This window comes from Hydrogenophaga sp. OTU3427 (genome assembly GCF_038440225.1).
GTDB lineage: Bacteria > Pseudomonadota > Gammaproteobacteria > Burkholderiales > Burkholderiaceae_C > Hydrogenophaga.
On record NZ_JASATI010000013.1, the window covers coordinates 20,242 to 39,616 of the forward strand.

Sequence of the window (19,375 nt, forward strand, 5' to 3'; positions counted from 1 at the left end):
ATTATCAAACAACGGGTCCTAAACTGAAACCATGCCCGCCCCCGATCCCCGCGCCCACCCCCTCACCGACGGCCCGCTCGACCTGCGTGCCTTCCTGCACGCCATCCCCAAGGTGGAGCTGCATTGCCACCTGTTCGGCACCGTGCGCAAGGCCACCTTCATCGACCTGGTCGAGCGCGCCGGGGCGCCCATCGCCCGCGAGGAGATCGAGGCCTTCTACACCCGGGGCGACAAGCCGGTGGGCGTGCTGCGCGTGCTGCGGGCGCTGGATGCCCATCTGATCCGACACCCCGACGACCTGTACCGCCTCACCCACGAGTACCTGGAAGACGCGGCCAGCCACAACGTGCGCCACGCCGAGTTCTTCTGGAACCCCACCGGCACGGTGCATGTCTCGGGCATTCCCTACGCCGACGCGCAGGCCGCCATCGTGCGCGCCATCGGCGACGCCGGGCGCGACTTCGGCATCGCCGGGCGGCTGGTCCCCAGCATCGACCGTGAGGCCAGCCCCGAGGCGGCGCTGGAATTGGTCGACTGGATGGTGGCGCACCGCGCCGAGGACGTGGTCGGCCTGGGCATCGACTACCGCGAGGTCGACCGACCGCCCGAGCTGTTCGCCCTGGCCTACCAGCGGGCACGCGAGGCCGGCTTCAAGACCACCGCCCACGCGGGCGAATTCGGCATGCCCTGGCACAACGTCGCCACCGCGCTCGATATGCTGCAGGTGGACCGGGTGGACCACGGCTACACCATCATCGACGCGCCCGACTTCGCCCGCCGCTGCGCCGAGCAGGGCGTGGTCTTCACCGTCGTGCCCACGAACTCCTACTACCTGCGCACGCTGGCGCCCGAACGCTGGGCGCTGGACCACCCGATACGCCAGATGGCCGCGCTGGGCCTGCGCCTGCACCCCAACACCGACGACCCCACCCTGCACCACGTGACACCCACCGGCGCCTGGGAAATGATGGTGCGCGACTTCGGATTTGGCCTCGACGCGCTGCACGGCTTCATGCTCAACGGACTGGACGCCGCCTGGATGGACAGCGGCCAGCGCCAGGCCTGGCGCGATACATGGAGCGCCGAATTCCAGGCCCTGCGCGCCCGGCTCAGCCCCGCCGCCCTGGCCGCCTTGCCCAACCCCTGACCTGCCCTTCTGAAAGACCACCCATGCGCACCCGCACCCTCCTCCGTCTGGCCCTGCCCCTGCTGACCGGCCTGCTGGCCGCCGCCTCGCCCCTGCTGGCCTCGGCCCAGGCCTGGCCCGGCGCCAAGCCCATCACCCTGGTCGTGCCCTTCACCGCCGGCGGCAGCGTCGATTTCAGCGCCCGCCTGGTCGCCACGCGACTGGGCGAGCGGCTCAAGCAGTCGGTGGTGGTCGAGAACGTGGCCGGTGCCGGCGGCGCCATCGGCGTGACCCGCGTGACCCAGGCCAACCCCGACGGCTACACCCTGGTGGTCGGCCCCGACAGCCCGATCGCGATCGGCCGCCTGGTCAACCCCGCCGCCTTCAAGTACGACCCGCTGACCGACCTCGCACCCGTGGGCCTGATCAGCACCGCGCCCATGGTGCTGGTGGCCCGGCCCGGCCTGCCGGTCAACAGCTACGCCGAGTTCGTGCAGCTGGCCAAGAAATCGCCCGGGCGCTACAGCTACGCCACCTCGGGCATCGGCACCGTGCTGCAGCTGTCCATGGAGCTGCTCAAGGAGCAGAGCGGCACCTTCGTGACCCACATCCCCTACCGGGGCGGCGCGCAGATCGCCTCGGACGTGATCGGCAACCAGGTCGACCTGGCCATGCTGGTGGCCACCACGGCGGCTCCCCACGTGCTGGCCGGGCGGGTCAAGGCCCTGGGCGTGACCGGCGGCAAGCGCCTGGCCGCGCTGCCGCAGGTGCCCACCTTCGGCGAGATGCCGGGCCTCAAGGGCTACGAGATGAACACCTGGATCGGCCTGTTCGCGCCGGCCCGCACGCCGGCCGACATCGTCAGCCGCCTCAACCACGAGCTGGGCGAGGTGTTGAAGTCGGACGAGGTGCGCGCCAAGTTCGCCGAACAGGGCGCCACCGCCGGCAGTGGCAGCGCGGCGGAGTTCGGCGCCTTCGTGCGGGCGGAATACACGCGCAACCAGAAGATCGTTCAGCGCGCCAACATCAAGGAGTGATGGGGCTGCCCATGCCGGCCACGGCGCGGGCCAGCGCCAGGTCCCAGCCGGCCCAGCCGCAGCTCTTGAACAGCACCGGCCCGCGCCGCCGACCGCCGCCCTGGCGCACCACGTCGGCCAGGGTCAGCAGGCCGTCCATGGGCACGCCGGCCAGCAGCAGGTCACCGGCTTCGTGCAAGGCCTCGGGGGTGTCGATCACCACCTCGCCCACCCGGGCCACGTGCCGGCACAGCGCGGCGTCCAGCTCCACCATCTGCGGCGTGAAGGCGCCCACGGCGGCGATGAAGCTGTGGTCCGGGAGCTGACCCCGCAAGACCACGCCGCTGGCCGGCGTGGCCGTCACCACCAGCGGGCAATCGGCCAGCGCCGCATCGGCATCGGCCACCACGCGGGCCACCAGGCCCAGGGCGCCGGCCTCGTCCGCCAGCGCCCGGGCACTGGCGCTGCTGCGTGAAGTCACCCACACCTCGCGCACGCCCAGGCCCTGGGCGAAGGCGTGCAGGTGGGCGCGTCCCTGCACCCCGGCGCCAACGATGAGCAAGGGGCCGTCGGTGCGGGGCGCCAGCAGCCGGGCCGCCAGCAGCGACACCGCCGCCGTGCGCCGGGCCGTGACGGTGGGCCCGTCCAGCACGGCCAGGCGCTGGCCGCCGGCCACGTCGAACACCACCACGTCGCCCTGGATGCTGGGCCACGCGCTGCCCACGTTCGCGGGGGTGTAGGTGATGAGTTTGGTGATGGCCACGCGCGCGTCGTGGGCGGGCATCACGAACAGGCTGCCGCCGCCGGGCAGCGGCTGCACCAGGCGGGGCGGTACGGTGACGGCGGGATCGAGGAGCAGCGCTGCGATTTCGTCGGCCAGCGCTGCGGGGGTGGGCCAGGCCGTGGCGCTGGCCGGGCTCACACTCACAGCTTGGTGGTGTCGGACTCGTCCTCGGCCGATGCCGGCCAGTCGCGGATGTAGGCCTTGAGCATCTTGTTCTCGAAGTTCTGGCTGTCGACCACGGCCTTGGCCACATCGTAGAAGCTGATCACGCCCATCAGCATCTTCTTGTCCATCACCGGCATGTAGCGCGCGTGGCGGTCCAGCATCATGCGGCGGACCTCGTCCAGCTCGGTTTCCATGGTGCAGGTCAGCGGGTGGTCGTCCATCGCCGTGCGCACCACCGTCGTGCCCACCGCGCCGCCGTTGCGGACCACGGTCTGGATGACTTCCCGGAAGGTCAGCATGCCCACCAGGTCGCCATGGTCCATCACCACCAGCGAGCCGATGTCCTTCTCGGCCATCAGGTTCAGGGCGCTGGCCAGCGGTTCGTCGGGTTGGGCCGTGTAGAGCGTGTTGCCCTTGACGCGCAGGATGTCACTGACTTTCATGGGTTTCCTCCGGGGCCTCGACGGCCATTGGACTGGATAGGTGGCTCAAATATAGCCCACATAATCGGCTTCAACACAAGCTTGCGGGCCCGCCCCGCCTTGCGCCACGAGACAAACCACCCTGGAGACTTCCATGCCCGGTTATTCCGACCCCGGCTTCGACACCCTGGCGCTGCACGCCGGCGCGTCGCCCGACCCCAGCACCGGCGCGCGCGCCGTGCCCATCCACCTCACCACCTCCTTCGTCTTCGAGTCCAGCGACCACGCGGCGTCGCTGTTCAACCTGGAACGCGCCGGCCACGTCTACAGCCGCATCAGCAACCCCACCAACGCGGTGCTGGAGCAGCGCGTGTCGGCGCTGGAGGGCGGCATCGGCGCCATCGCCACCGCCAGCGGCCAGGCGGCGCTGCACCTGAGCGTGGCCACCCTCATGGGCGCGGGCTCGCACATCGTGGCCAGCACGGCGCTCTACGGCGGCAGCCAGAACCTGCTGCACTACACCCTGCGCCGCTTCGGCATCGAGACCACCTTCGTCAAGCCCGGCGACATCGACGGCTGGCGTGCCGCCGTGCGCCCCAACACCAAGCTGTTCTTCGGCGAGACCGTGGGCAACCCAGGGCTGGACGTGCTGGACATGCCCACCGTGGCGCAGATCGCGCACGAGGCCGGCGTGCCGCTGCTGGTGGACTCCACCCTCACCTCGCCCTACCTGGTCAAGCCGCTGGAACACGGCGCCGACCTGGTCTACCACTCGGCCACCAAGTTCCTCAGCGGCCACGGCACCGTGATCGGTGGCATCGTGGTCGACGGCGGCAGCTTCGACTGGGAGGCCTCGGGTCGCTTCCCCGAACTGAGCCAGCCCTACGACGGCTTCCACAACATGGTGTTCAGCGAGGAAAGCACGGTCGGCGCCTTCCTGCTGCGCGCGCGCCGCGAAGGCCTGCGCGACTTCGGTGCCTGCATGAGCCCGCACACCGCCTGGCTCATCCTGCAGGGCATCGAAACCCTGCCGCTGCGCATGGAGCGCCACATGAGCAACACCGAGAAGGTGGTGCAGTTCCTGGCCAGCCAGCCCTTCGTGGCCCGCGTGGGCCACCCCATGCTCGAATCGCACCCCAGCCACGCGCTGGCCAACCGGCTGCTGCGCTTCGGCGCACGCGGCGCCGGCTCGGTCTTCAGCTTCGACATGAAGGGAACGCGCGAACAGGGCAAGAAATTCATCGAGACGCTCAAGATCTTCAGCCACCTGGCCAACGTCGGCGACTGTCGCAGCCTGGTGATCCACCCCGCCAGCACCACCCACTTCCGCATGAGCGACGAGGCCCTGGCCGGCGCCGGCATCACCCAGGGCACCATCCGCCTGTCCATCGGCCTGGAGGATCCGGACGACCTGATCGACGACCTGAAGCGCGCACTGAAGGCGGCCGAGAAAGCGGGGGCCTGACCATGCAACTGCAAGTCAACGGCGCCACAGCCTACTGCTACACCGGCGGCAAGCCCTTCAACCCCGCGCTGCCCACGGTGGTGTTCATCCACGGCGTGCTCAACGACCACAGCGTGTGGGGCCTGCAAAGCCGCTACCTGGCCAACCACGGCTTCAACGTGCTGGCGGTGGACCTGCCGGGTCACTGCCGTAGCGCCGGCGACGCCCCCGAAACGGTGGAACAGGCGGCCGATTTCATCGTTGCCCTGCTCGACGCCGCGGGCGTGGCGCGCGCCGCGCTGGTGGGCCACAGCTGGGGTTCGCTGATCGCGCTGGAGGCCGCGTCCCGCCTGGGCACACGCGCCACCCACCTGGCGCTGGTGGGAACGGCCTACCCGATGAAGGTCTCGCAGGCGCTGCTGGACACCTCCATCAGCGACCCGGAGCAGGCGCTGAAGATGATCAACGTGTTCTCGCGCTCCACCCTGGCCCCGCCGCCCTCGGCCCTGGGGCCGGGCACCTGGGTGTATGGCAACAGCCTGGCCCTGGGCCGGCGCGTGCTGCGCAGCAACCCCCGGGTCAACGTGTTCCACCGCGGCTTCAAGGCCTGCAACGACTACGCCAACGGTGAAGCGGCGATGAAGGCCGCGACCTGCCCGGTGCTGTTCGTGCTGGGCGCGCAGGACCAGATGACCGTGCCCAAGGCGGCCCAGACGCTCATGCACGCCGCACGCGAAAGCGGCAAGCCACCCCACGTGGTGACGGTGCCGGTCGGCCACCACCAGATGACCGAGGCGCCGGACGAAACGCTGTTCGCGCTGGCGCGGTTTCTCAAGACGGCCTGAGCGGATGCCACTTCCACCCGGAATGGGTGGAAGTCAATGAACCCCTCACGGACAGGCGCTACAGCCCGTGCGGCCTCTCGGTCCCCTCGGCGGTCGACCCGAACATCTGCAGACGGAGCACCCCGTACCGCCGGCAGATGTCGGCAATGCGCTGTGAAGTGTCTGGCGCGATGTGCATGGCGAGAATTGTGAGACAGGCAGGCCGGCCACTCACAGCGACCGCAGCAGGTACTCGGCGCGCGCCAGTTGCCGGGGCGCGTCGGGCATCGCATCGGCTTCGATCACCACCCAGTCCTGCGTCAATGCCAGGGAGTCGCCCGCCGTCAGAAAGACGTCCTGGGTGGCGCCGGGCTGCGTCAGCCACAGGCGGCCGCTGAGCACCTGCAGGTTCGTGCCCTGGGCGGCGTGGATGGTGCGGGCCTGGCCGGGCAGCAGCCGCGTCGGCGCGATGTCGCCCCGCCGACCGGTGCGTGTGGCCCGCGCCTGGCGGCGCAAGAGGCCCAGAACGGCAGCGAGGAAAGAGGGTGCGGTGGCGGTGGTCATGGCAAGCTCCTGTGATGGGCATCCACTGTCGCGCGGCCGGCCCGCGCGCAACAGACACAACGGCCGGCTTTCTGTGCCGCCGCAAGGGCACAGTCCGCCCATCTGTGCTGCACCGCTTGAGGCCCGTCTGTACCGCTTCGCGCCGACAGGCCGCGGTGGCAAACCGTCCCGGCGCGCTACGATCACCCCACCATGGCCGCCCCGCCCTCGTCCGCCCCCATCCACACCGAGCAGCCCCTGCCCGACGCCCGGGCACAGCCGCAACGCCTGTACGCCCAGCTCGCGCAGCGTCTGGCGCGGCTGATCGACAGCGGCGCGCTCAAGGCCGGTTCGCGCCTGCCATCCATACGCGAGCTGGCGGCCAGCGAGGGCGTGTCGATCTCGACCGTGAACCAGGCGTTGCACCAGCTGGAGGAACAGGGCCTGGTGCAAGCCAAGCCCAAGGCCGGCTACTTCGTGCGGCGCGGACGGCGCAGCGTGACGCCGCTGGTGACCACCACGCCGCCGCTGCGCAGCTTCACGCTGGAAGCGCAACGGCGCTCGGAATCCTTCGCCACGCTGGAACAACCCGGCGACCGCGCCTGCTTCGGCGGCTACCTGCCGCAGGAAAGCGACCTGTTCGACGAGGAGCGGCTGCGCATCGCCATGGGCCGCGCCTCGCGCCTGCACCGCCAGAGCCTGACCCGCTACAACAACGCCGACATGGGCACCCACAGCCTGCGCCAGGCCGTGGCCCGGCGCGCGCTGTACCTGGGCTGCACGCTGGCGGCCGAACACATCATCACCACCGCCAGCTGCACCCAGGCCGTGAGCCTGTGCCTGCAGGCCGTCACCAAGCCCGGCGACGTGGTGGCGCTGGAATCGCCCACCTACTTTGGCTACATCGACCTGCTCGAAGCCCTGGGCCTGCGCGCGCTGGAAATCCCCACCCACCCGCGCAACGGCGTCTCGCTGCCCGCGCTGGAACTGGCGCTGGACACCCAGCCGGTCAAGGCCGTGCTGCTGGCGCCCACGCTGTCCAACCCGCTGGGCGCGGTCATGTCTCTGGCCCACAAGCAGGCCCTGGTGCGCCTGCTCACCGCGCGCGGGCTGCCGCTGATCGAGGACGTGGTGTTCAACGACCTGCTGGCCAGCGACGAGCGCCGCAAGGCCGCCAAGGCCTACGACACCGACGGTTTCGTGATGGTGTGCGGCTCCTTCGCCAAGACCCTGTCGCCCGGCCTGCGCCTGGGCTGGGTCGAGGCCGGCCGCTGGCGCGACACCGTGGCCAACCGCAAGCGCCTGCAGGGCGCGGCCACCAACGTCATCCTCGAAGAAGCCCTGGCCGACCTGCTCACCCAGGGCTTCTACGAAGCCAACCTGCGCCGCATCAACCTGGCCATGCGCCACCGCCTCAAGGAAGCGCGGCACATCATCGGCCAGCACTTCCCACGCGGCACCCGCGTCAGCAACCCGCCCTCGGGCTACGCGCTGTGGGTGGAACTGCCCGAAGGCACGGACAGCATGGCCCTGTTCCGCCTGTGCACCGCCCAGGGCATCACCTTCGGCCCCGGCCCCCTGTTCACCGCCACCGACCGCTACCGCAACTGCTTGCGGCTGAGTTTGTCGGGGGCGTGGGACCCTGGCACCCAGGAGGCCCTGGCGCTGGTCGGGCAAACGGCCTGCCGGCTGGTGAACAGCGGACAAGACCTGCAAGTGCTGGCGGCCTGAGACGGCGGGCTTCGCCGGCCTGGCCCCCGCCTACGACATCCTGCCCATGCGCTACGCCTCCATCGGCGGCGGCCTCGACCCGGACCTCGCCCCCATCACCCCCCGGCTGGGCCGCATGGGCGCCAAGCCCCAGGTGTGGCGACAGACCGCGCAGGCGGCCCACAGCTTCTGGCGCGCGGTGGAGCACAACCAGGTGGGACTGCCGGTGTCGCCCGCGTTCCGCAAGCTGGCGCGACGCAATCTGGCGGTGGTGCAGGCGTTTGTGGCGCCCTTGCTGCCGGGATAGACACGGCCTGGGCGCCGCCCAAGGCACCCACAAGGACCGTCACACGGGCGCCTGTGCGTGTGGCAATTCACCGACATCTCTACCAAATGGGGGATGGCTGGCGCAACTGTGTCGCCTCTACGATCCAAGAACCGCCACCCGACGACGGATGGCAGGGTCCTTGACATCACGCCCCACCAGCATGCCTCGCCCACAGCCAACGCCACCGTCGCTCATCAAAAATGCCTGGATGAAATCCGCCGTCGGCCTCGTGGCCAGCGTGCTTGCCATCGGTGCGCTCGCCTTTCAGATTGGCCCTCTGGGCACCGCGCACGAAGCCCGGTTGACCCGGGAGCCAGAGTCCTCTCTGGCCAAGGCGGCCGACAAGGTGGGCGTGCTGATCAAGGGCAAGGTGCACGAGGAAATCACCCACATTGGCGCCGGCTGCCCCATCGAGCGCAACCAGTTGGGGGACGACACGTTCTGCTCGACCCAGGACGGCATGGCCGCCTCGCCCTTCGTGATTTACGGCGTGCGCTGGAACGACCTGCCACCCTTTGCCCTGTCGCCAGGGGAAGGTGACTGCAAGTTTCTCGGCCAGGCCTACGTCTGCAAGCCACAAACCGTGCGCTTCAGCACCCAGCCGCTGTGTTGGTACTGCCTGTTCAAGGACGCTGAAAAAACCGCCCAGACCAAACGCATCGTGGGCGGCTGTGAGCGGGCATCTCCCGACATCGCGCGCGGCAACCTCATGACCCGTTCGCACTTCGGCGACCTGCAGTTCCTGCATGGCATGGCCAGCCAGGACGGCATGCACCCCGTGCTGACACGGGCCCAAATTCTGGACTGGATCGAATTTGCCTGGAAAGTGTCGTCGGGTGAGATACCCACCTCGGGGCGGTTGAAGGATGTGCCGCTGCAAACCTTCAAGGAGCACTTCGGCTGCACCGAATGGACCGTGGCCGACCTCTATCTGCTGGGGCGCCAGGACACGAAATCCGGCCTGATCAGCCAGATCCGCCACATCGCCTTCGGCTCGGTGCTGCACACCGTGCAGGACTCCTTCGCCGCCGCACACGTCAGCCGCGAACCCGGCCTCAGCACCCAAACCTGTGACGGCACCCACTTCGTCAAACCCCGCCCCATCGTCGAATTCCACACCTACGGCGCGCAAGACGGCACATTGCACGACCACGGTGACGAACGCCAGGCCATGGTCACTGGCGAAGGCCCCGACGACTGGCCTTCGGCCATCCTGGCGACGAAGCAGTTGTTCGAGCTGAACCAGAATGGCGCGAAATGGGCCGATGCCCGGGTTTATGTGGAATGTTTGTTTGAGTTGAGTGGGGACAGGAAGTCGGCGTCGCCGGGCGAGGCGTTTCGGAGGCGATAGAGATCACATGGATCGAGTAAGCAATGAAGGGCTGCATACGACCCACAAGAGACACTCATCCGGCAACCTCAAAGCGGTCTGTCATGTGCCGAAATCGATGGTGTCCAGCGGGCTGACCGCTCCGCCCGCAGCCATGCCAATGAATGAAAAAGCGTACCAAGTACCGGCAGACCTTCTCGGTGCTGAGGCTATAGAGCAGGTAACGAACACGCTCCCGGACTTGGTCCAACAGTCGAGTGGAGCGCAAAAAAGGCGTGCCGGGTTTCATGGAATTTTATACTTGTGTTTTTGCACAGCGTATCGAGCGCCAACCCAGGCTGCAATCCACCTTCAGGAGGAAGCCGTGTCCAGAATATCCCGCATCGTCCAGCTTATCCCGCAAGTTCTGCGGGATACATTACGTTATCCCTCATAGGCCACCATGGGCATTAGCAACTACGCTTTGGACACGTTTGTCGCGCAAGATATGTCGAAGCTGACACAGCTCTCGATCAAGTCGTTGGCTGAGGAATTTCCGAACGCAGACAAGTGGTTTGCGCAGTTTGTCCTTCGGAGAATTTTCCAGGCACATGTGCCGGATGAGAAGGCTGCATTGGCGTTTGCAATAATTCGCCGAACACACGCGTCGTTGCAGGAATGGGAACTCGCCAGTGCTGCTGCCCAAGGCGATTTGCGGAGTATTGGCACGTTCTTCAGCGTACTTCGCCATCTGGAAAGCTGCATTAGCTCCGTCTGGCAAGGACTTGAGTTCGCTCGAAAGTCGTTGGGTCAAGATCTTTTCAAGAAAGGAGACGGGAGCGCCTACGAGCGCATGAACTGGGTCTACAACGTCTCTCGCCACTTTGATCCAGAAGCTCTCCCGCAAGGCGACACCCACCGGGTCTGGCTAAGCGATCAGGCAATGCATACCCGAGAGCAGGCGGTCAGCTTCGATGAACTTCGGGAGGCCATTAGGATGCTCGCGCGTGTTTCCGAAAAGGTTGCGGGAACATAAGTGATAACCCTGCGCTCAACCGGACCTGCGCGAAAAGCTGCGCAGGCCGGTTAGCTCCACGTTAGCCGTCATGAACCCCAACTACTCGTACACCGCCGGTCTCGACGCCACTTGGACGGTGCTCGCGGTGATGGGCTCAGGTCTATTCATCGTAGGGGCCGCACGCCTTGTGTGGTCGGCCAGGCTTATTCACCGCCTTAGCTTAAAGACCTTTTCATTCTTTGGCCTAGCCGCAGCAACGCTAGCGGTCACTTTCGCCTTCTTCCCACTTGTCTATTGCACACTTAATCTCGCAGAACAACCATTTTTCTCGGCTGCATTTTGGAGATCGGAATTGGCCACTGGCGCGTTCGCTCTTCGAATCTCAAGCTACGTCTTGTCATTCCAAGTCTCCAGGTCTATCTATCGCTTCATCACGCGCAAAAGAGAACTCGCGAGGATACGCACACAGCGTGGTCTGAAGGAGCATGAGATTGCCAACTTCACAGTCAATCTAAAGCCGGCCGAGGCGAAGCTGTGGTTATCCGGCGATCTTGCTCTCGTATCTTCGGCACAGTTCGCCTTTTACCTATCAACATTGGCCGCGCTCTGGCTGTGCGTAATTGATGGCAAGCCTTCAATTGCAGTTGCTGCGGCCAGTTGGTGCCTGCTGTTCATATCGGATGACTGGTCAATAGTCTCAGACTACACAGACCACTATCAAACTGTTGGGCTCAAGTCGCATATGTACAAGGTACACGCATTCAACTTGGCGCTTGCCGTATTGACGCCAGTTGCCTTGTTCGCAACATCCGACTTGATGCTTGCGCTCGCCCTGTTCCTTGTCATGCTCGTGACGCTGGCAATCGTTCTACTCATTCCGGTACGCTCCGAAGCGCTTCAAACACACAGATGATGCCTAACTGGTCGGTCAACGCGGACGCCAGTTAACTAATTCGTTGAGCGTCTGCTCCGATATGACGCCAGTGCCCGCTCCTGGCCGATTCCAGTCAATTACCTTGACCTCGCCTGACTACCCGAGACGGCCAGCTTGCAGGCCCACCGTTCCGTCGCGCAGGGTGTCATCGGAATAGATCACTTCTGACTGTGCCAACATCCCCCCCTTCACTGCGGAGCCCCCCCTTGGACCTCTTGCGCCTGACCCTGCTGTTCGCCCTGACCGCGCTGGCTGAAATTGTGGGTTGCTACCTGCCCTGGCTGGTGCTGCGCCAAGGCAAGCCGTGGGTCCTAATGTTGCCGGCCGCGCTGGCGCTGGCCTTGTTTGCCTGGCTGCTGACGCTGCACCCCACGGCGGCCGGCCGCACCTACGCGGCCTATGGCGGCATGTACATTGCCGTGGCACTGCTGTGGCTGCATTTTGTGGATGGTGTGGCGCTGTCCCGCTGGGACCTGGCCGGTGCCGCCCTGGCGCTGGTGGGCATGGCGGTGATCGGGCTGCAGCCGCGCGGCGCCTGAACCACAATCCACCCCCATGAGCCACTTCGCCCCCGTCGCCCTGCCCCACGCCAACCGCCTCATCAACCACGGCCCCACGGTGCTGGTCACCAGCGTGTTCCAGGGCCGGCGCAATGTGATGGCGGCAGCGTGGTCCATGCCGGTGGAGTTCTCGCCGCCGCGTGTGGCGGTGGTGATCGACAAACACACCTTCACGCGGGAGCTGATGGCGGCGCACGGCGGTTTTGGCCTGTGTGTGCCGGCCACGGAGGCGATTGACCTGACCCATGCGGTGGGCAGTTGCTCGGGGCGCGAGGTGGACAAGTTCGCCCGCTTCCACATCGAGGCCACGCCGGGGCCGGTGCTGGGCGTGCCCACCATCGAGGCCGGCTGCCTGGCCTGGCTGGAATGCCGGCTGATCCGCGAGCCACACACCGAGGACGCCTACGACACCTGTTTCGCCGAGGTGGTGTCGGCCGCCGCCGACAGCCGGGTGTTCGCCAACGGGCACTGGACCTTCAACGACACCAACACCGCGCTGCGCAGCATCCACCACCTGGGCGGCGGCCTGTTCGCGCAAGCGGGTGACGCCCGGCAGGCGAGGCCGTGGCCCGGGCCTTGACACTGGCCGCCCACCTGCGCCGGCGCTAAAGTGGCGGCACAACAAGGACTGGAGACACCCATGCCCACCACGGCTCCCACCCACGCCGACCCGGCGCAGATGCACAGCTTCGCCGAGTTCTACCCCTTCTACCTGAGCGAACACCAGAACCGCACCTGTCGGCGCCTGCACTTCGTGGGTTCGTCCCTGGGACTGGTGTGCCTGGCCACGCTGCTCGCCACGGGCAACCCGTGGTGGCTGCTGGTGGGCCTGCTGTGTGGCTATGCCTTTGCCTGGATAGGCCACTTCGGTTTCGAGAAGAACAAGCCCGCGTCCTTCAAGCGCCCGCTCTACAGCTTCATGGGCGACTGGGTGATGTACAAGGACATCTGGACGGGGCGCATTCCGTTCTGAGCACCGGTTCACGGCGCCGAGAAGCGATCAGTGCGCGCTCATCAGTGCGTGGCTTCCGCGCCACCCAGCACGTCCCGCAGGTGCATGCCGGGCAGCAGCCCCTGCGTCCAGACGAAGCCGGTGCCGGGGGCCGGCGCCAGCAGCAGGCGGCGCATGAGCGGCGCCAGGGTGGTGTCGTCGGGCGGGGCCAGCAGCACGTAGCTGCCGTCTTCCAGGCGGCCGATCCAGCCCAGTTCCAGCAGGGCCTCGAACACCGGCTCCAGCTGCAGGCCGTCCACCCGCATGCGGCGCGACAGGCTGACGCCGTCCAGCGCGTGGGGCGCCTGCGGCAGGGCCTCGTGCAGGTGCTGCAGCACCTCCACCGCCAGCTGGAAACGCCAGCCCGGCGTGTTGCCGCGCCGCGCCACGCCGTCCAGCAGGCTGGGCAGGTAGGCGGCGATCACGGCGCCCAGCAGCAGCACCAGCCACATCAGGTAGACCCACAGCAGCAGGATGGGCACGGCCGAGAAGGCACCGTAGATGGACGCGTAGGCCGGCACCATGCCGATGTAGGTGACCATGCCCGAGCGCGCCAGCTCCAGGCCCAGCGCGGCGAACAGACCACCGGCCATGGCGTGGCGCCATTGCACGGCGGTGTTGGGCACGTAGCGGTACAGGGCCGCGATGCCGGCCGAGGACAGGGCAAAGTCGATCAGGTCCAGCAACGTCTTGAGGAACTGCGGCATGGCGTCCACCAGGCCCTTGGACACCGAGATGACGTAGGACGTGAGCGACAGGCTGCCGGCCAGCAGCAGCGGCCCCAGCGTGAGCAGGGCCCAGTAGACCAGCACGCGCTGGGCCAGCGGCCGGGCGCGGCGCACGCGCCAGATGGCGTTGAAGGTGCGGTCGATGGTGAGCACCAGGGAGATGGCGGTGATCAGCAGGACCGCGAAGCCCAGCAGGCCCAGGCGGTTGGCCTTGCTGGCGAACTGGGTCAGGGCGCCGATCACCTGCTTGGCGATGGGATCGGGGATCAGGCTCGCGGCCAGCCACTGCTGCAGGCTGCCCTGCAGCTTGGCGAACATGGGAAAGGCCGAGAACACGGCGAGCATGACCGTGAACAGGGGCACCAGGGAAATCAGGGTGGTGAAGGTCAGGCTGCTGGCGGTGTTGCCCAGGCGGTCCTCGCGGAAGCGCTGCAGCAGGGTGCGCCCGGTCACGCGCCAGGGGAAGGCCCGCAGCGAGCGCATGGCTTCGTCAATGGTCATGGGCCGGTATCATGCCACCACGATGACCGAGCCCCTTGAACAGCCGGGCGCCCCGCGCGCCGCCGGCCCCACCGCCCCCCAACCCACCACTGCCCCCGCCGCCCACGTGGCGCTGAGCCGCCGCGTCGCCGTGGCCAGCCTGCTGGGGCTGATCGTCCTGGGCCTGGCCTGGGAGCTGTGGCTGGCGCCGCTGCGCCCGGGCGGCTCCTGGTGGGTCATCAAGGTGCTGCCCCTGCTGCCCGCCCTGCCCGGCCTGCTGAAGAACCGCATGTACACCTACCGCTGGCTGAGCCTGCTGGTGTGGCTGTACTTCACCGAAGCCGTGGTGCGCGCCACCAGCGACAGCGGCCTGAGCGCCGTGCTGGCCGGGCTGCAGCTGATCCTGTGTGTGCTGCTGTTCGTGGCCTGCACCCTGCACATCCGCCTGCGCCTGCGCGACGCCAAGGCCACCGCCGCCGGAACCACGCCATGAACCCCTTGGTCCCCCAGCTCCGTGCCATCGTGGGCGCCGCCCAGGTGCTCACCCACGACGACCCCGCCACCGACCTCAGCGCCTGGGAGCAGGACTGGCGCAAACGCGCCCACGGCTGCGCCCTGGCCGTGGTGCGCCCCGCCTCCACCGCCGAGGTGGCCGCCGTGGTCCAGGCCTGCGCCGCGGCCGGCGTGAGCATCGTCCCCCAGGGTGGCAACACCGGCCTGGTGGTCGGCGGCGTGCCCGACACCAGCGGCACCCAGGTGCTGCTGAGCCTCACCCGCATGAACACCGTGCGCGCCATCGACGCCGCCAACCTCACCCTCACCGTGGACGCAGGCTGTGTGTTGCAGCACCTGCAGGCCGCTGCGGCCAATGCGGGCTTCCTGTTCCCGCTGAGCCTGGCGGCCGAGGGCAGCTGCACCATCGGCGGCAACCTGGCCACCAACGCCGGCGGCACCCAGGTGCTGCGCTATGGCAACACACGCGACCTCTGCCTGGGCCTGGAGGTCGTCACCGCCCGTGGCGAAGTCTGGAACGGCCTCTCCGGCCTGCGCAAGGACAACACCGGCTACGACCTGCGCGATCTCTTCATCGGCAGCGAGGGCACGCTGGGCATCATCACCGCCGCCACGCTCAAGCTCTACCCCCAGCCGGCCGCCCGGCTCACCGCCTGGGCCGCCGTGCCGACCCTGCAGGCGGCCGTGGACCTGCTGGGCCAGGCCCAGCAGCGCCTGGCCGCCGGCCTGACCGGCTTCGAGGTCATGGGCCAGTTTGCCCTGGGCCTGGTGGACAGACACTTCCCGCAGCTGCGGGTGCCGCTGTGGCGTGACTCGCCCGCATCGGCGCCGGGCCGCCCCAAGCCGGATGCAGCACCCCCGGGGGGCAGCGAACCACGCGAAGCGGGGAGCGTGGGGGCACCTTATTTTGTCCTCTTGGAGAACAGCGACTTCGAGAGCGAGGCCCATGCGCGGGCGCTGTTCGAGTCGCTGCTGGAAACCGCCTTCGAACAAGGCACTGTGAGCGACGCGGTGGTGGCCGAGAACCTCACGCAGGCCAAGGCGCTGTGGCACATCCGCGAGAGCATTCCGCTGGCCCAGGCCGAGGAAGGCCTGAACATCAAGCACGACATCAGCCTGCCGGTCTCGCGCATCCCGGCCTTCTGCGACGCCACGGACGCCGCACTCCAGGCCGCCATCCCCGGCGTGCGCCTGGTCAACTTCGGCCACCTGGGCGACGGCAACCTGCACTACAACGTGCAGGCCCCCGAGGGCGTGGACGGCAAGGCCTTCCTGCGCGAGGAGGAGGAACACATCAACACCCTGGTGTTCGACGCCGTGGCGCGATTCGACGGCTCCATCAGCGCCGAACACGGCGTGGGCAGCCTCAAGGCCGCCAAGCTGCCCCACTACAAAAGCCCCGTCGCCCTGGACCTCATGCGCGCCATCAAGGCCGCGCTGGACCCCCAGGGCATCATGAATCCGGGCCGCGTGCTCTGAAACCCATGACCCCTTCCCACGCCAAACCGCTGCTGATCCTCAAAGTGGGCAGCACCCACCCCCACATCGCCGAGCAGCTGCAAGACTTCGAGCACTGGATACAGGCAGGCCTGCAGGACCCGGCATTGCCCGTGACGGTGGTCGACCCCCGCGAGGGCCAGGCGCTGCCGGCGCCGGCCGAGATCGCGGGCGTCGTGGTCACCGGCTCGCACAGCATGGTCAGCGACCGCGAACCCTGGAGCGAGTGGACCGCGGCCTGGCTGCGCGAAGCGGTGGCCGCCGACCTGCCCGTGCTGGGCATCTGCTACGGCCACCAGCTGCTGGCGCATGCCCTGGGGGGCGAGGTGAACGACCACCCGCAGGGCATCGAGCTGGGCACCGTGCCGGTGACGCTGAATGCCACCGCGCAGGACGACCCACTGTTCGCCGGCCTGCCCGAACACTTCGATGCCCAGGCGGCCCACCGCCAGAGCGTGCGCCGCCTGCCCGAGGGTGCCACCCTGCTGGCGGGCAACAGCTTCGAGCCCCACCACGCCTTCCGCGCCGGGCCCAGGGCCTGGGGCGTGCAGTTCCACCCCGAATTCGGCGAAGCCGCCACCCGCGCCTACCTGTCCACCCTGACCGGCTCCGCCCCCGACGGCGCGGTGCGCCCCACCGAGATCGCGGCGTCGCTGCTGCCGCGCTTCGCCCGCATCGTCAGGGGGTGAGGCGCACTGGCCGCGGAGTCACGCCCGCGCCAGCGAGGCCGCCCCCATGCGCCGCACACGCCAGTACAGCGTGCCGGCGATCAACAGGTTCAACCCGTTCCAGGCGATGCCGTTGAGGAAGGCGGCGTGGTAGCTGCCGGTGAGGTCGAACACCCAGCCCGACATCCAGCCGCCCAGCGCCATGCCCACCAGCGTGGCCATGATGACCGCGCCGACGCGGGCGCCGGCTTCCTGCGGGGGAAAGTGCTCGCGCACGATGATGGCGTAGGACGGCACGATGCCGCCCTGGAACAGGCCGAACAGGGCCGAAATCACGTACAGCGGCACCAGGCCGTCAAACGGCAGGAAGAGCAGCAGCGCGATGCCCTGCAGCGCCGAACCCAGCAGCAGCGTGCGCACCCCGCCGATGCGGTCGCAGATCAGGCCCGACACCAGGCGGCTCACGATGCCGCAGGCCAGCATCAGCGACAACATCTCGGCGCCGCGCGCGGCGCCAAACCCGAGGTCGGTGCAGTAGGCGACGATATGCACCTGAGGCATGGACATGGCCACGCAACAGGCCACACCGGCCACACACAGCAGCGCCTGCGCCTGCCCCACGGCCAGGCCAAAGGGCCGGTCGGTGCTGACCGCGCGCGTGGCCGCGCCCGCCGGTGCCAGCACCACCAGCGGCGGGCGCTGGCGCATGCTGCGCGACAGCAGCAGCATGCCGGCCCCACACACCAGGCCCAGCAGCACATAGGTCTGGCGCCAGCCTATGGTCTCTATGCCCCACTGCACCAGCGGCGGCCACACGGTGCCGGCCACGTAGTTGCCGCTGGCCGCGATCGCCACCGCGATGCCACGGCGCTTGTTCCACCACAGCGCGGTGTCGGCCAGCAGCGGCGCGAAGGTGGACGAGCTGCCGAGCATGCCCAGCAGCAGGCCGTGCGCGAGCCCAAAGGTCCAGATGCTGCCAGACAACCCGGCCCAGACAAAACCGCCACACACGGCCAGCGCGCCCACCTGCAGCACCGGCGTGATGCCGTGTTTGTCGGCGAGCTTGCCGGTCCACAGGCCGCCCAGCCCCAGGCAGATCATCATCAGCGTGTAGGGCAAGGCGGCGACACCGCGCCCGACGCCGAACTCGGCCTGCACCGCCGGCAGCACCACCGCCACCACGTACATGCCGCTGTTGCCCAGCGTGACCAGGCCCAGGGTGACCAGCAGGCGGCGCGCGGCGTAGCGGGAATCGATGAGGCCGGGATCGGCGGGAGAGGTCGGTGTGGTGGGCGTGGTCATCAAGTGATGATAATGAACCTTTTTGGTGCAGGGCGTCCGGCAGCGGACACCGCCCCGTCCACATAGAATTTGAGGTTAGTGCCCACCCCGCCCGCGGCTGCGCATCCGACCGCTTGCTTCCCCTTGCCACCTGCCCGGTGGATACCGACATGCCCACACGCCCCATCCGCAGCCAATACGAAGACTTCATGCGCCACGTGCACACGCACGGGGTGTTCAAGGCCGACCGCACCGGCACCGGCACGCGCAGCGTGTTCGGCCACCAGATGCGCTTCGACCTCAACGAAGGTTTTCCGCTGGTGACCACCAAGAAGGTGCACCTGCGCTCCATCATCCAGGAGCTGCTGTGGTTCCTGACCGGCTCCGGCAACAACAACTGGCTCAAGGAGCGCGGCGTCAGCATCTGGGACGAATGGGCGCGGCCCGACGGCGACCTCGGCCCGGTCTACGGCGTGCAGTGGCGCAGCTGGCCGACGCCGGACGGCGGCCACATCGACCAGATCGCCGAGGTCGTGAAGACGCTCAAGAGCAACCCCGACAGCCGCCGCATCATCGTCAGCGCCTGGAACGTGGCCGAGCTGTCCAAGATGGCGCTCATGCCCTGCCACGCCTTCTTCCAGTTCTACGTGGCCGACGGCCGGCTCAGCTGCCAGCTCTACCAGCGCAGCGCCGACATCTTCCTCGGCGTGCCCTTCAACATCGCCAGCTACGCCCTGCTGACCCACATGCTGGCGCAGCAGTGCGACCTGGCGGTGGGCGACTTCATCTGGACCGGCGGCGACTGCCACATCTACAGCAACCACACCGAGCAGGTGGAGCAGCAGCTGGGCCGCGCGCCCTACCCCTACCCCACGCTGCACATCAAGCGCCGCCCGGACTCGATCTTCGACTACCAGTACGAGGACTTCGAGGTGCTGGACTACCAGTGCCACCCGGCGATCAAGGCACCGGTGGCGGTCTGAGCCGGTGGCCCCCACCCGGTCCCGCTGCGCAGGGACGCCCGCGCCGGCAGC

Annotated in this window: 21 protein-coding genes; 16 read left to right on the forward strand and 5 right to left on the reverse strand. The window is 68.1% G+C overall.

What is annotated here, in order from left to right:
• Positions 1–31: 31 nt before the first annotated feature.
• Positions 32–1,147, forward strand: coding sequence for an adenosine deaminase family protein (locus tag AAHB17_RS09965; RefSeq protein WP_342130403.1), 1,116 nt, complete (start codon positions 32–34; stop codon positions 1,145–1,147).
• 23 nt (positions 1,148–1,170) lie between these two features.
• The gene (locus AAHB17_RS09970; protein WP_342130404.1) at positions 1,171–2,163 is read left to right on the forward strand and encodes a Bug family tripartite tricarboxylate transporter substrate binding protein; all 993 of its coding nucleotides are present in this window, start codon (positions 1,171–1,173) and stop codon (positions 2,161–2,163) included.
• On the opposite strand, the gene AAHB17_RS09975 is transcribed toward AAHB17_RS09970, so the two are convergent.
• Positions 2,153–3,070 (reverse strand): delta(1)-pyrroline-2-carboxylate reductase family protein, encoded by a 918-nt coding sequence (locus tag AAHB17_RS09975; RefSeq protein WP_446719581.1) that lies wholly within the window; start codon positions 3,068–3,070, stop codon positions 2,153–2,155. The two genes, AAHB17_RS09970 and AAHB17_RS09975, sit on opposite strands and share 11 nt — an antisense overlap.
• Positions 3,067–3,534, reverse strand: coding sequence for a CBS domain-containing protein (locus tag AAHB17_RS09980; RefSeq protein ID WP_342130406.1), 468 nt, complete (start codon positions 3,532–3,534; stop codon positions 3,067–3,069). Before AAHB17_RS09980 ends, AAHB17_RS09975 begins: the two co-directional genes overlap by 4 nt.
• 133 nt (positions 3,535–3,667) lie before the next feature.
• Between AAHB17_RS09980 and AAHB17_RS09985 the strand changes: the two genes are divergently transcribed.
• Together AAHB17_RS09985 and AAHB17_RS09990 are read left to right on the forward strand one after the other, a co-directional pair.
• Complete coding sequence (locus AAHB17_RS09985) at positions 3,668–4,978, forward strand: O-acetylhomoserine aminocarboxypropyltransferase (RefSeq protein ID WP_342130407.1); 1,311 nt, start codon at positions 3,668–3,670, stop codon at positions 4,976–4,978.
• A 2-nt stretch (positions 4,979–4,980) separates the two neighbouring features.
• A complete protein-coding gene (locus tag AAHB17_RS09990) occupies positions 4,981–5,802 on the forward strand; it encodes an alpha/beta fold hydrolase (protein ID WP_342130408.1) in 822 nt (273 codons plus the stop codon).
• A gap of 210 nt (positions 5,803–6,012) precedes the next feature.
• Here AAHB17_RS09990 and AAHB17_RS09995 read toward each other — a convergent pair whose 3' ends face one another.
• Positions 6,013–6,345: a DUF2917 domain-containing protein gene (locus AAHB17_RS09995; RefSeq protein ID WP_342130409.1), complete on the reverse strand. Its 333-nt coding sequence runs from the start codon at positions 6,343–6,345 to the stop codon at positions 6,013–6,015.
• A gap of 192 nt (positions 6,346–6,537) precedes the next feature.
• On the opposite strand from AAHB17_RS09995, the gene AAHB17_RS10000 reads away from it, so the two are divergent.
• The 8 genes from AAHB17_RS10000 (at position 6,538) to AAHB17_RS10035 (ending at position 13,156) form a co-directional block, all read left to right on the forward strand.
• Positions 6,538–8,055, forward strand: coding sequence for an aminotransferase-like domain-containing protein (locus tag AAHB17_RS10000; RefSeq protein ID WP_342130410.1), 1,518 nt, complete (start codon positions 6,538–6,540; stop codon positions 8,053–8,055).
• 46 nt (positions 8,056–8,101) lie between these two features.
• On the forward strand, positions 8,102–8,341 hold the full coding sequence (locus tag AAHB17_RS10005; RefSeq protein ID WP_342130411.1) for a hypothetical protein: 240 nt from the start codon (positions 8,102–8,104) through the stop codon (positions 8,339–8,341).
• 229 nt (positions 8,342–8,570) lie between these two features.
• Positions 8,571–9,713 (forward strand): hypothetical protein, encoded by a 1,143-nt coding sequence (locus AAHB17_RS10010; protein ID WP_342130412.1) that lies wholly within the window; start codon positions 8,571–8,573, stop codon positions 9,711–9,713.
• Between the two features lie 421 nt (positions 9,714–10,134).
• The gene (locus AAHB17_RS10015; protein WP_342130413.1) at positions 10,135–10,707 is read left to right on the forward strand and encodes a hypothetical protein; all 573 of its coding nucleotides are present in this window, start codon (positions 10,135–10,137) and stop codon (positions 10,705–10,707) included.
• Positions 10,708–10,777: 70 nt separating this feature from the next.
• Positions 10,778–11,602 (forward strand): hypothetical protein, encoded by an 825-nt coding sequence (locus AAHB17_RS10020; RefSeq protein WP_342130414.1) that lies wholly within the window; start codon positions 10,778–10,780, stop codon positions 11,600–11,602.
• 227 nt (positions 11,603–11,829) lie between these two features.
• Positions 11,830–12,162 (forward strand): YnfA family protein, encoded by a 333-nt coding sequence (locus tag AAHB17_RS10025; RefSeq protein ID WP_342130415.1) that lies wholly within the window; start codon positions 11,830–11,832, stop codon positions 12,160–12,162.
• Positions 12,163–12,178: 16 nt separating this feature from the next.
• On the forward strand, positions 12,179–12,763 hold the full coding sequence (locus AAHB17_RS10030) for a flavin reductase family protein (protein WP_342130417.1): 585 nt from the start codon (positions 12,179–12,181) through the stop codon (positions 12,761–12,763).
• Positions 12,764–12,823: 60 nt separating this feature from the next.
• Complete coding sequence (locus AAHB17_RS10035) at positions 12,824–13,156, forward strand: DUF962 domain-containing protein (RefSeq protein WP_342130418.1); 333 nt, start codon at positions 12,824–12,826, stop codon at positions 13,154–13,156.
• 41 nt (positions 13,157–13,197) lie between these two features.
• Here the strand turns inward: AAHB17_RS10035 and AAHB17_RS10040 are convergent, their stop codons facing one another.
• The gene (locus AAHB17_RS10040; RefSeq protein WP_342130419.1) at positions 13,198–14,403 is read right to left on the reverse strand and encodes a YihY family inner membrane protein; all 1,206 of its coding nucleotides are present in this window, start codon (positions 14,401–14,403) and stop codon (positions 13,198–13,200) included.
• A gap of 22 nt (positions 14,404–14,425) precedes the next feature.
• On the opposite strand from AAHB17_RS10040, the gene AAHB17_RS10045 reads away from it, so the two are divergent.
• The 3 genes from AAHB17_RS10045 to AAHB17_RS10055 are packed head-to-tail and all read left to right on the forward strand — an operon-like array spanning position 14,426 to position 17,081.
• Positions 14,426–14,875 (forward strand): DUF2069 domain-containing protein, encoded by a 450-nt coding sequence (locus AAHB17_RS10045; protein WP_342130420.1) that lies wholly within the window; start codon positions 14,426–14,428, stop codon positions 14,873–14,875.
• Positions 14,872–16,374 carry an FAD-binding oxidoreductase gene (locus AAHB17_RS10050; protein WP_342130421.1) on the forward strand — a complete coding sequence of 501 codons (1,503 nt, stop codon included), beginning with the start codon at positions 14,872–14,874 and terminating at the stop codon, positions 16,372–16,374. Before AAHB17_RS10045 ends, AAHB17_RS10050 begins: the two co-directional genes overlap by 4 nt.
• 5 nt (positions 16,375–16,379) lie before the next feature.
• Complete coding sequence (locus tag AAHB17_RS10055; protein ID WP_342130422.1) at positions 16,380–17,081, forward strand: glutamine amidotransferase; 702 nt, start codon at positions 16,380–16,382, stop codon at positions 17,079–17,081.
• 18 nt (positions 17,082–17,099) lie between these two features.
• Here the strand turns inward: AAHB17_RS10055 and AAHB17_RS10060 are convergent, their stop codons facing one another.
• Positions 17,100–18,362 (reverse strand): MFS transporter, encoded by a 1,263-nt coding sequence (locus AAHB17_RS10060; RefSeq protein ID WP_342130423.1) that lies wholly within the window; start codon positions 18,360–18,362, stop codon positions 17,100–17,102.
• Positions 18,363–18,511: 149 nt separating this feature from the next.
• Between AAHB17_RS10060 and AAHB17_RS10065 the strand changes: the two genes are divergently transcribed.
• Complete coding sequence (locus AAHB17_RS10065) at positions 18,512–19,324, forward strand: thymidylate synthase (protein WP_342130424.1); 813 nt, start codon at positions 18,512–18,514, stop codon at positions 19,322–19,324.
• The last annotated feature ends 51 nt before the right edge of the window (positions 19,325–19,375 follow it).

Coding starts and splice junctions, on each gene's coding strand:
- AAHB17_RS09965 (WP_342130403.1), top strand. CDS start 32: ATGCCCGCCCCCGATCCCCGCGCCCACCCCCTCACCGACGGCCCGCTC.
- AAHB17_RS09970 (WP_342130404.1), top strand. CDS start 1,171: ATGCGCACCCGCACCCTCCTCCGTCTGGCCCTGCCCCTGCTGACCGGC.
- AAHB17_RS09980 (WP_342130406.1), bottom strand. CDS start 3,534: ATGAAAGTCAGTGACATCCTGCGCGTCAAGGGCAACACGCTCTACACG.
- AAHB17_RS09985 (WP_342130407.1), top strand. CDS start 3,668: ATGCCCGGTTATTCCGACCCCGGCTTCGACACCCTGGCGCTGCACGCC.
- AAHB17_RS09990 (WP_342130408.1), top strand. CDS start 4,981: ATGCAACTGCAAGTCAACGGCGCCACAGCCTACTGCTACACCGGCGGC.
- AAHB17_RS09995 (WP_342130409.1), bottom strand. CDS start 6,345: ATGACCACCGCCACCGCACCCTCTTTCCTCGCTGCCGTTCTGGGCCTC.
- AAHB17_RS10000 (WP_342130410.1), top strand. CDS start 6,538: ATGGCCGCCCCGCCCTCGTCCGCCCCCATCCACACCGAGCAGCCCCTG.
- AAHB17_RS10005 (WP_342130411.1), top strand. CDS start 8,102: ATGCGCTACGCCTCCATCGGCGGCGGCCTCGACCCGGACCTCGCCCCC.
- AAHB17_RS10010 (WP_342130412.1), top strand. CDS start 8,571: ATGAAATCCGCCGTCGGCCTCGTGGCCAGCGTGCTTGCCATCGGTGCG.
- AAHB17_RS10015 (WP_342130413.1), top strand. CDS start 10,135: ATGGGCATTAGCAACTACGCTTTGGACACGTTTGTCGCGCAAGATATG.
- AAHB17_RS10020 (WP_342130414.1), top strand. CDS start 10,778: ATGAACCCCAACTACTCGTACACCGCCGGTCTCGACGCCACTTGGACG.
- AAHB17_RS10030 (WP_342130417.1), top strand. CDS start 12,179: ATGAGCCACTTCGCCCCCGTCGCCCTGCCCCACGCCAACCGCCTCATC.
- AAHB17_RS10035 (WP_342130418.1), top strand. CDS start 12,824: ATGCCCACCACGGCTCCCACCCACGCCGACCCGGCGCAGATGCACAGC.
- AAHB17_RS10040 (WP_342130419.1), bottom strand. CDS start 14,403: ATGACCATTGACGAAGCCATGCGCTCGCTGCGGGCCTTCCCCTGGCGC.
- AAHB17_RS10045 (WP_342130420.1), top strand. CDS start 14,426: ATGACCGAGCCCCTTGAACAGCCGGGCGCCCCGCGCGCCGCCGGCCCC.
- AAHB17_RS10050 (WP_342130421.1), top strand. CDS start 14,872: ATGAACCCCTTGGTCCCCCAGCTCCGTGCCATCGTGGGCGCCGCCCAG.
- AAHB17_RS10055 (WP_342130422.1), top strand. CDS start 16,380: ATGACCCCTTCCCACGCCAAACCGCTGCTGATCCTCAAAGTGGGCAGC.
- AAHB17_RS10060 (WP_342130423.1), bottom strand. CDS start 18,362: ATGACCACGCCCACCACACCGACCTCTCCCGCCGATCCCGGCCTCATC.
- AAHB17_RS10065 (WP_342130424.1), top strand. CDS start 18,512: ATGCCCACACGCCCCATCCGCAGCCAATACGAAGACTTCATGCGCCAC.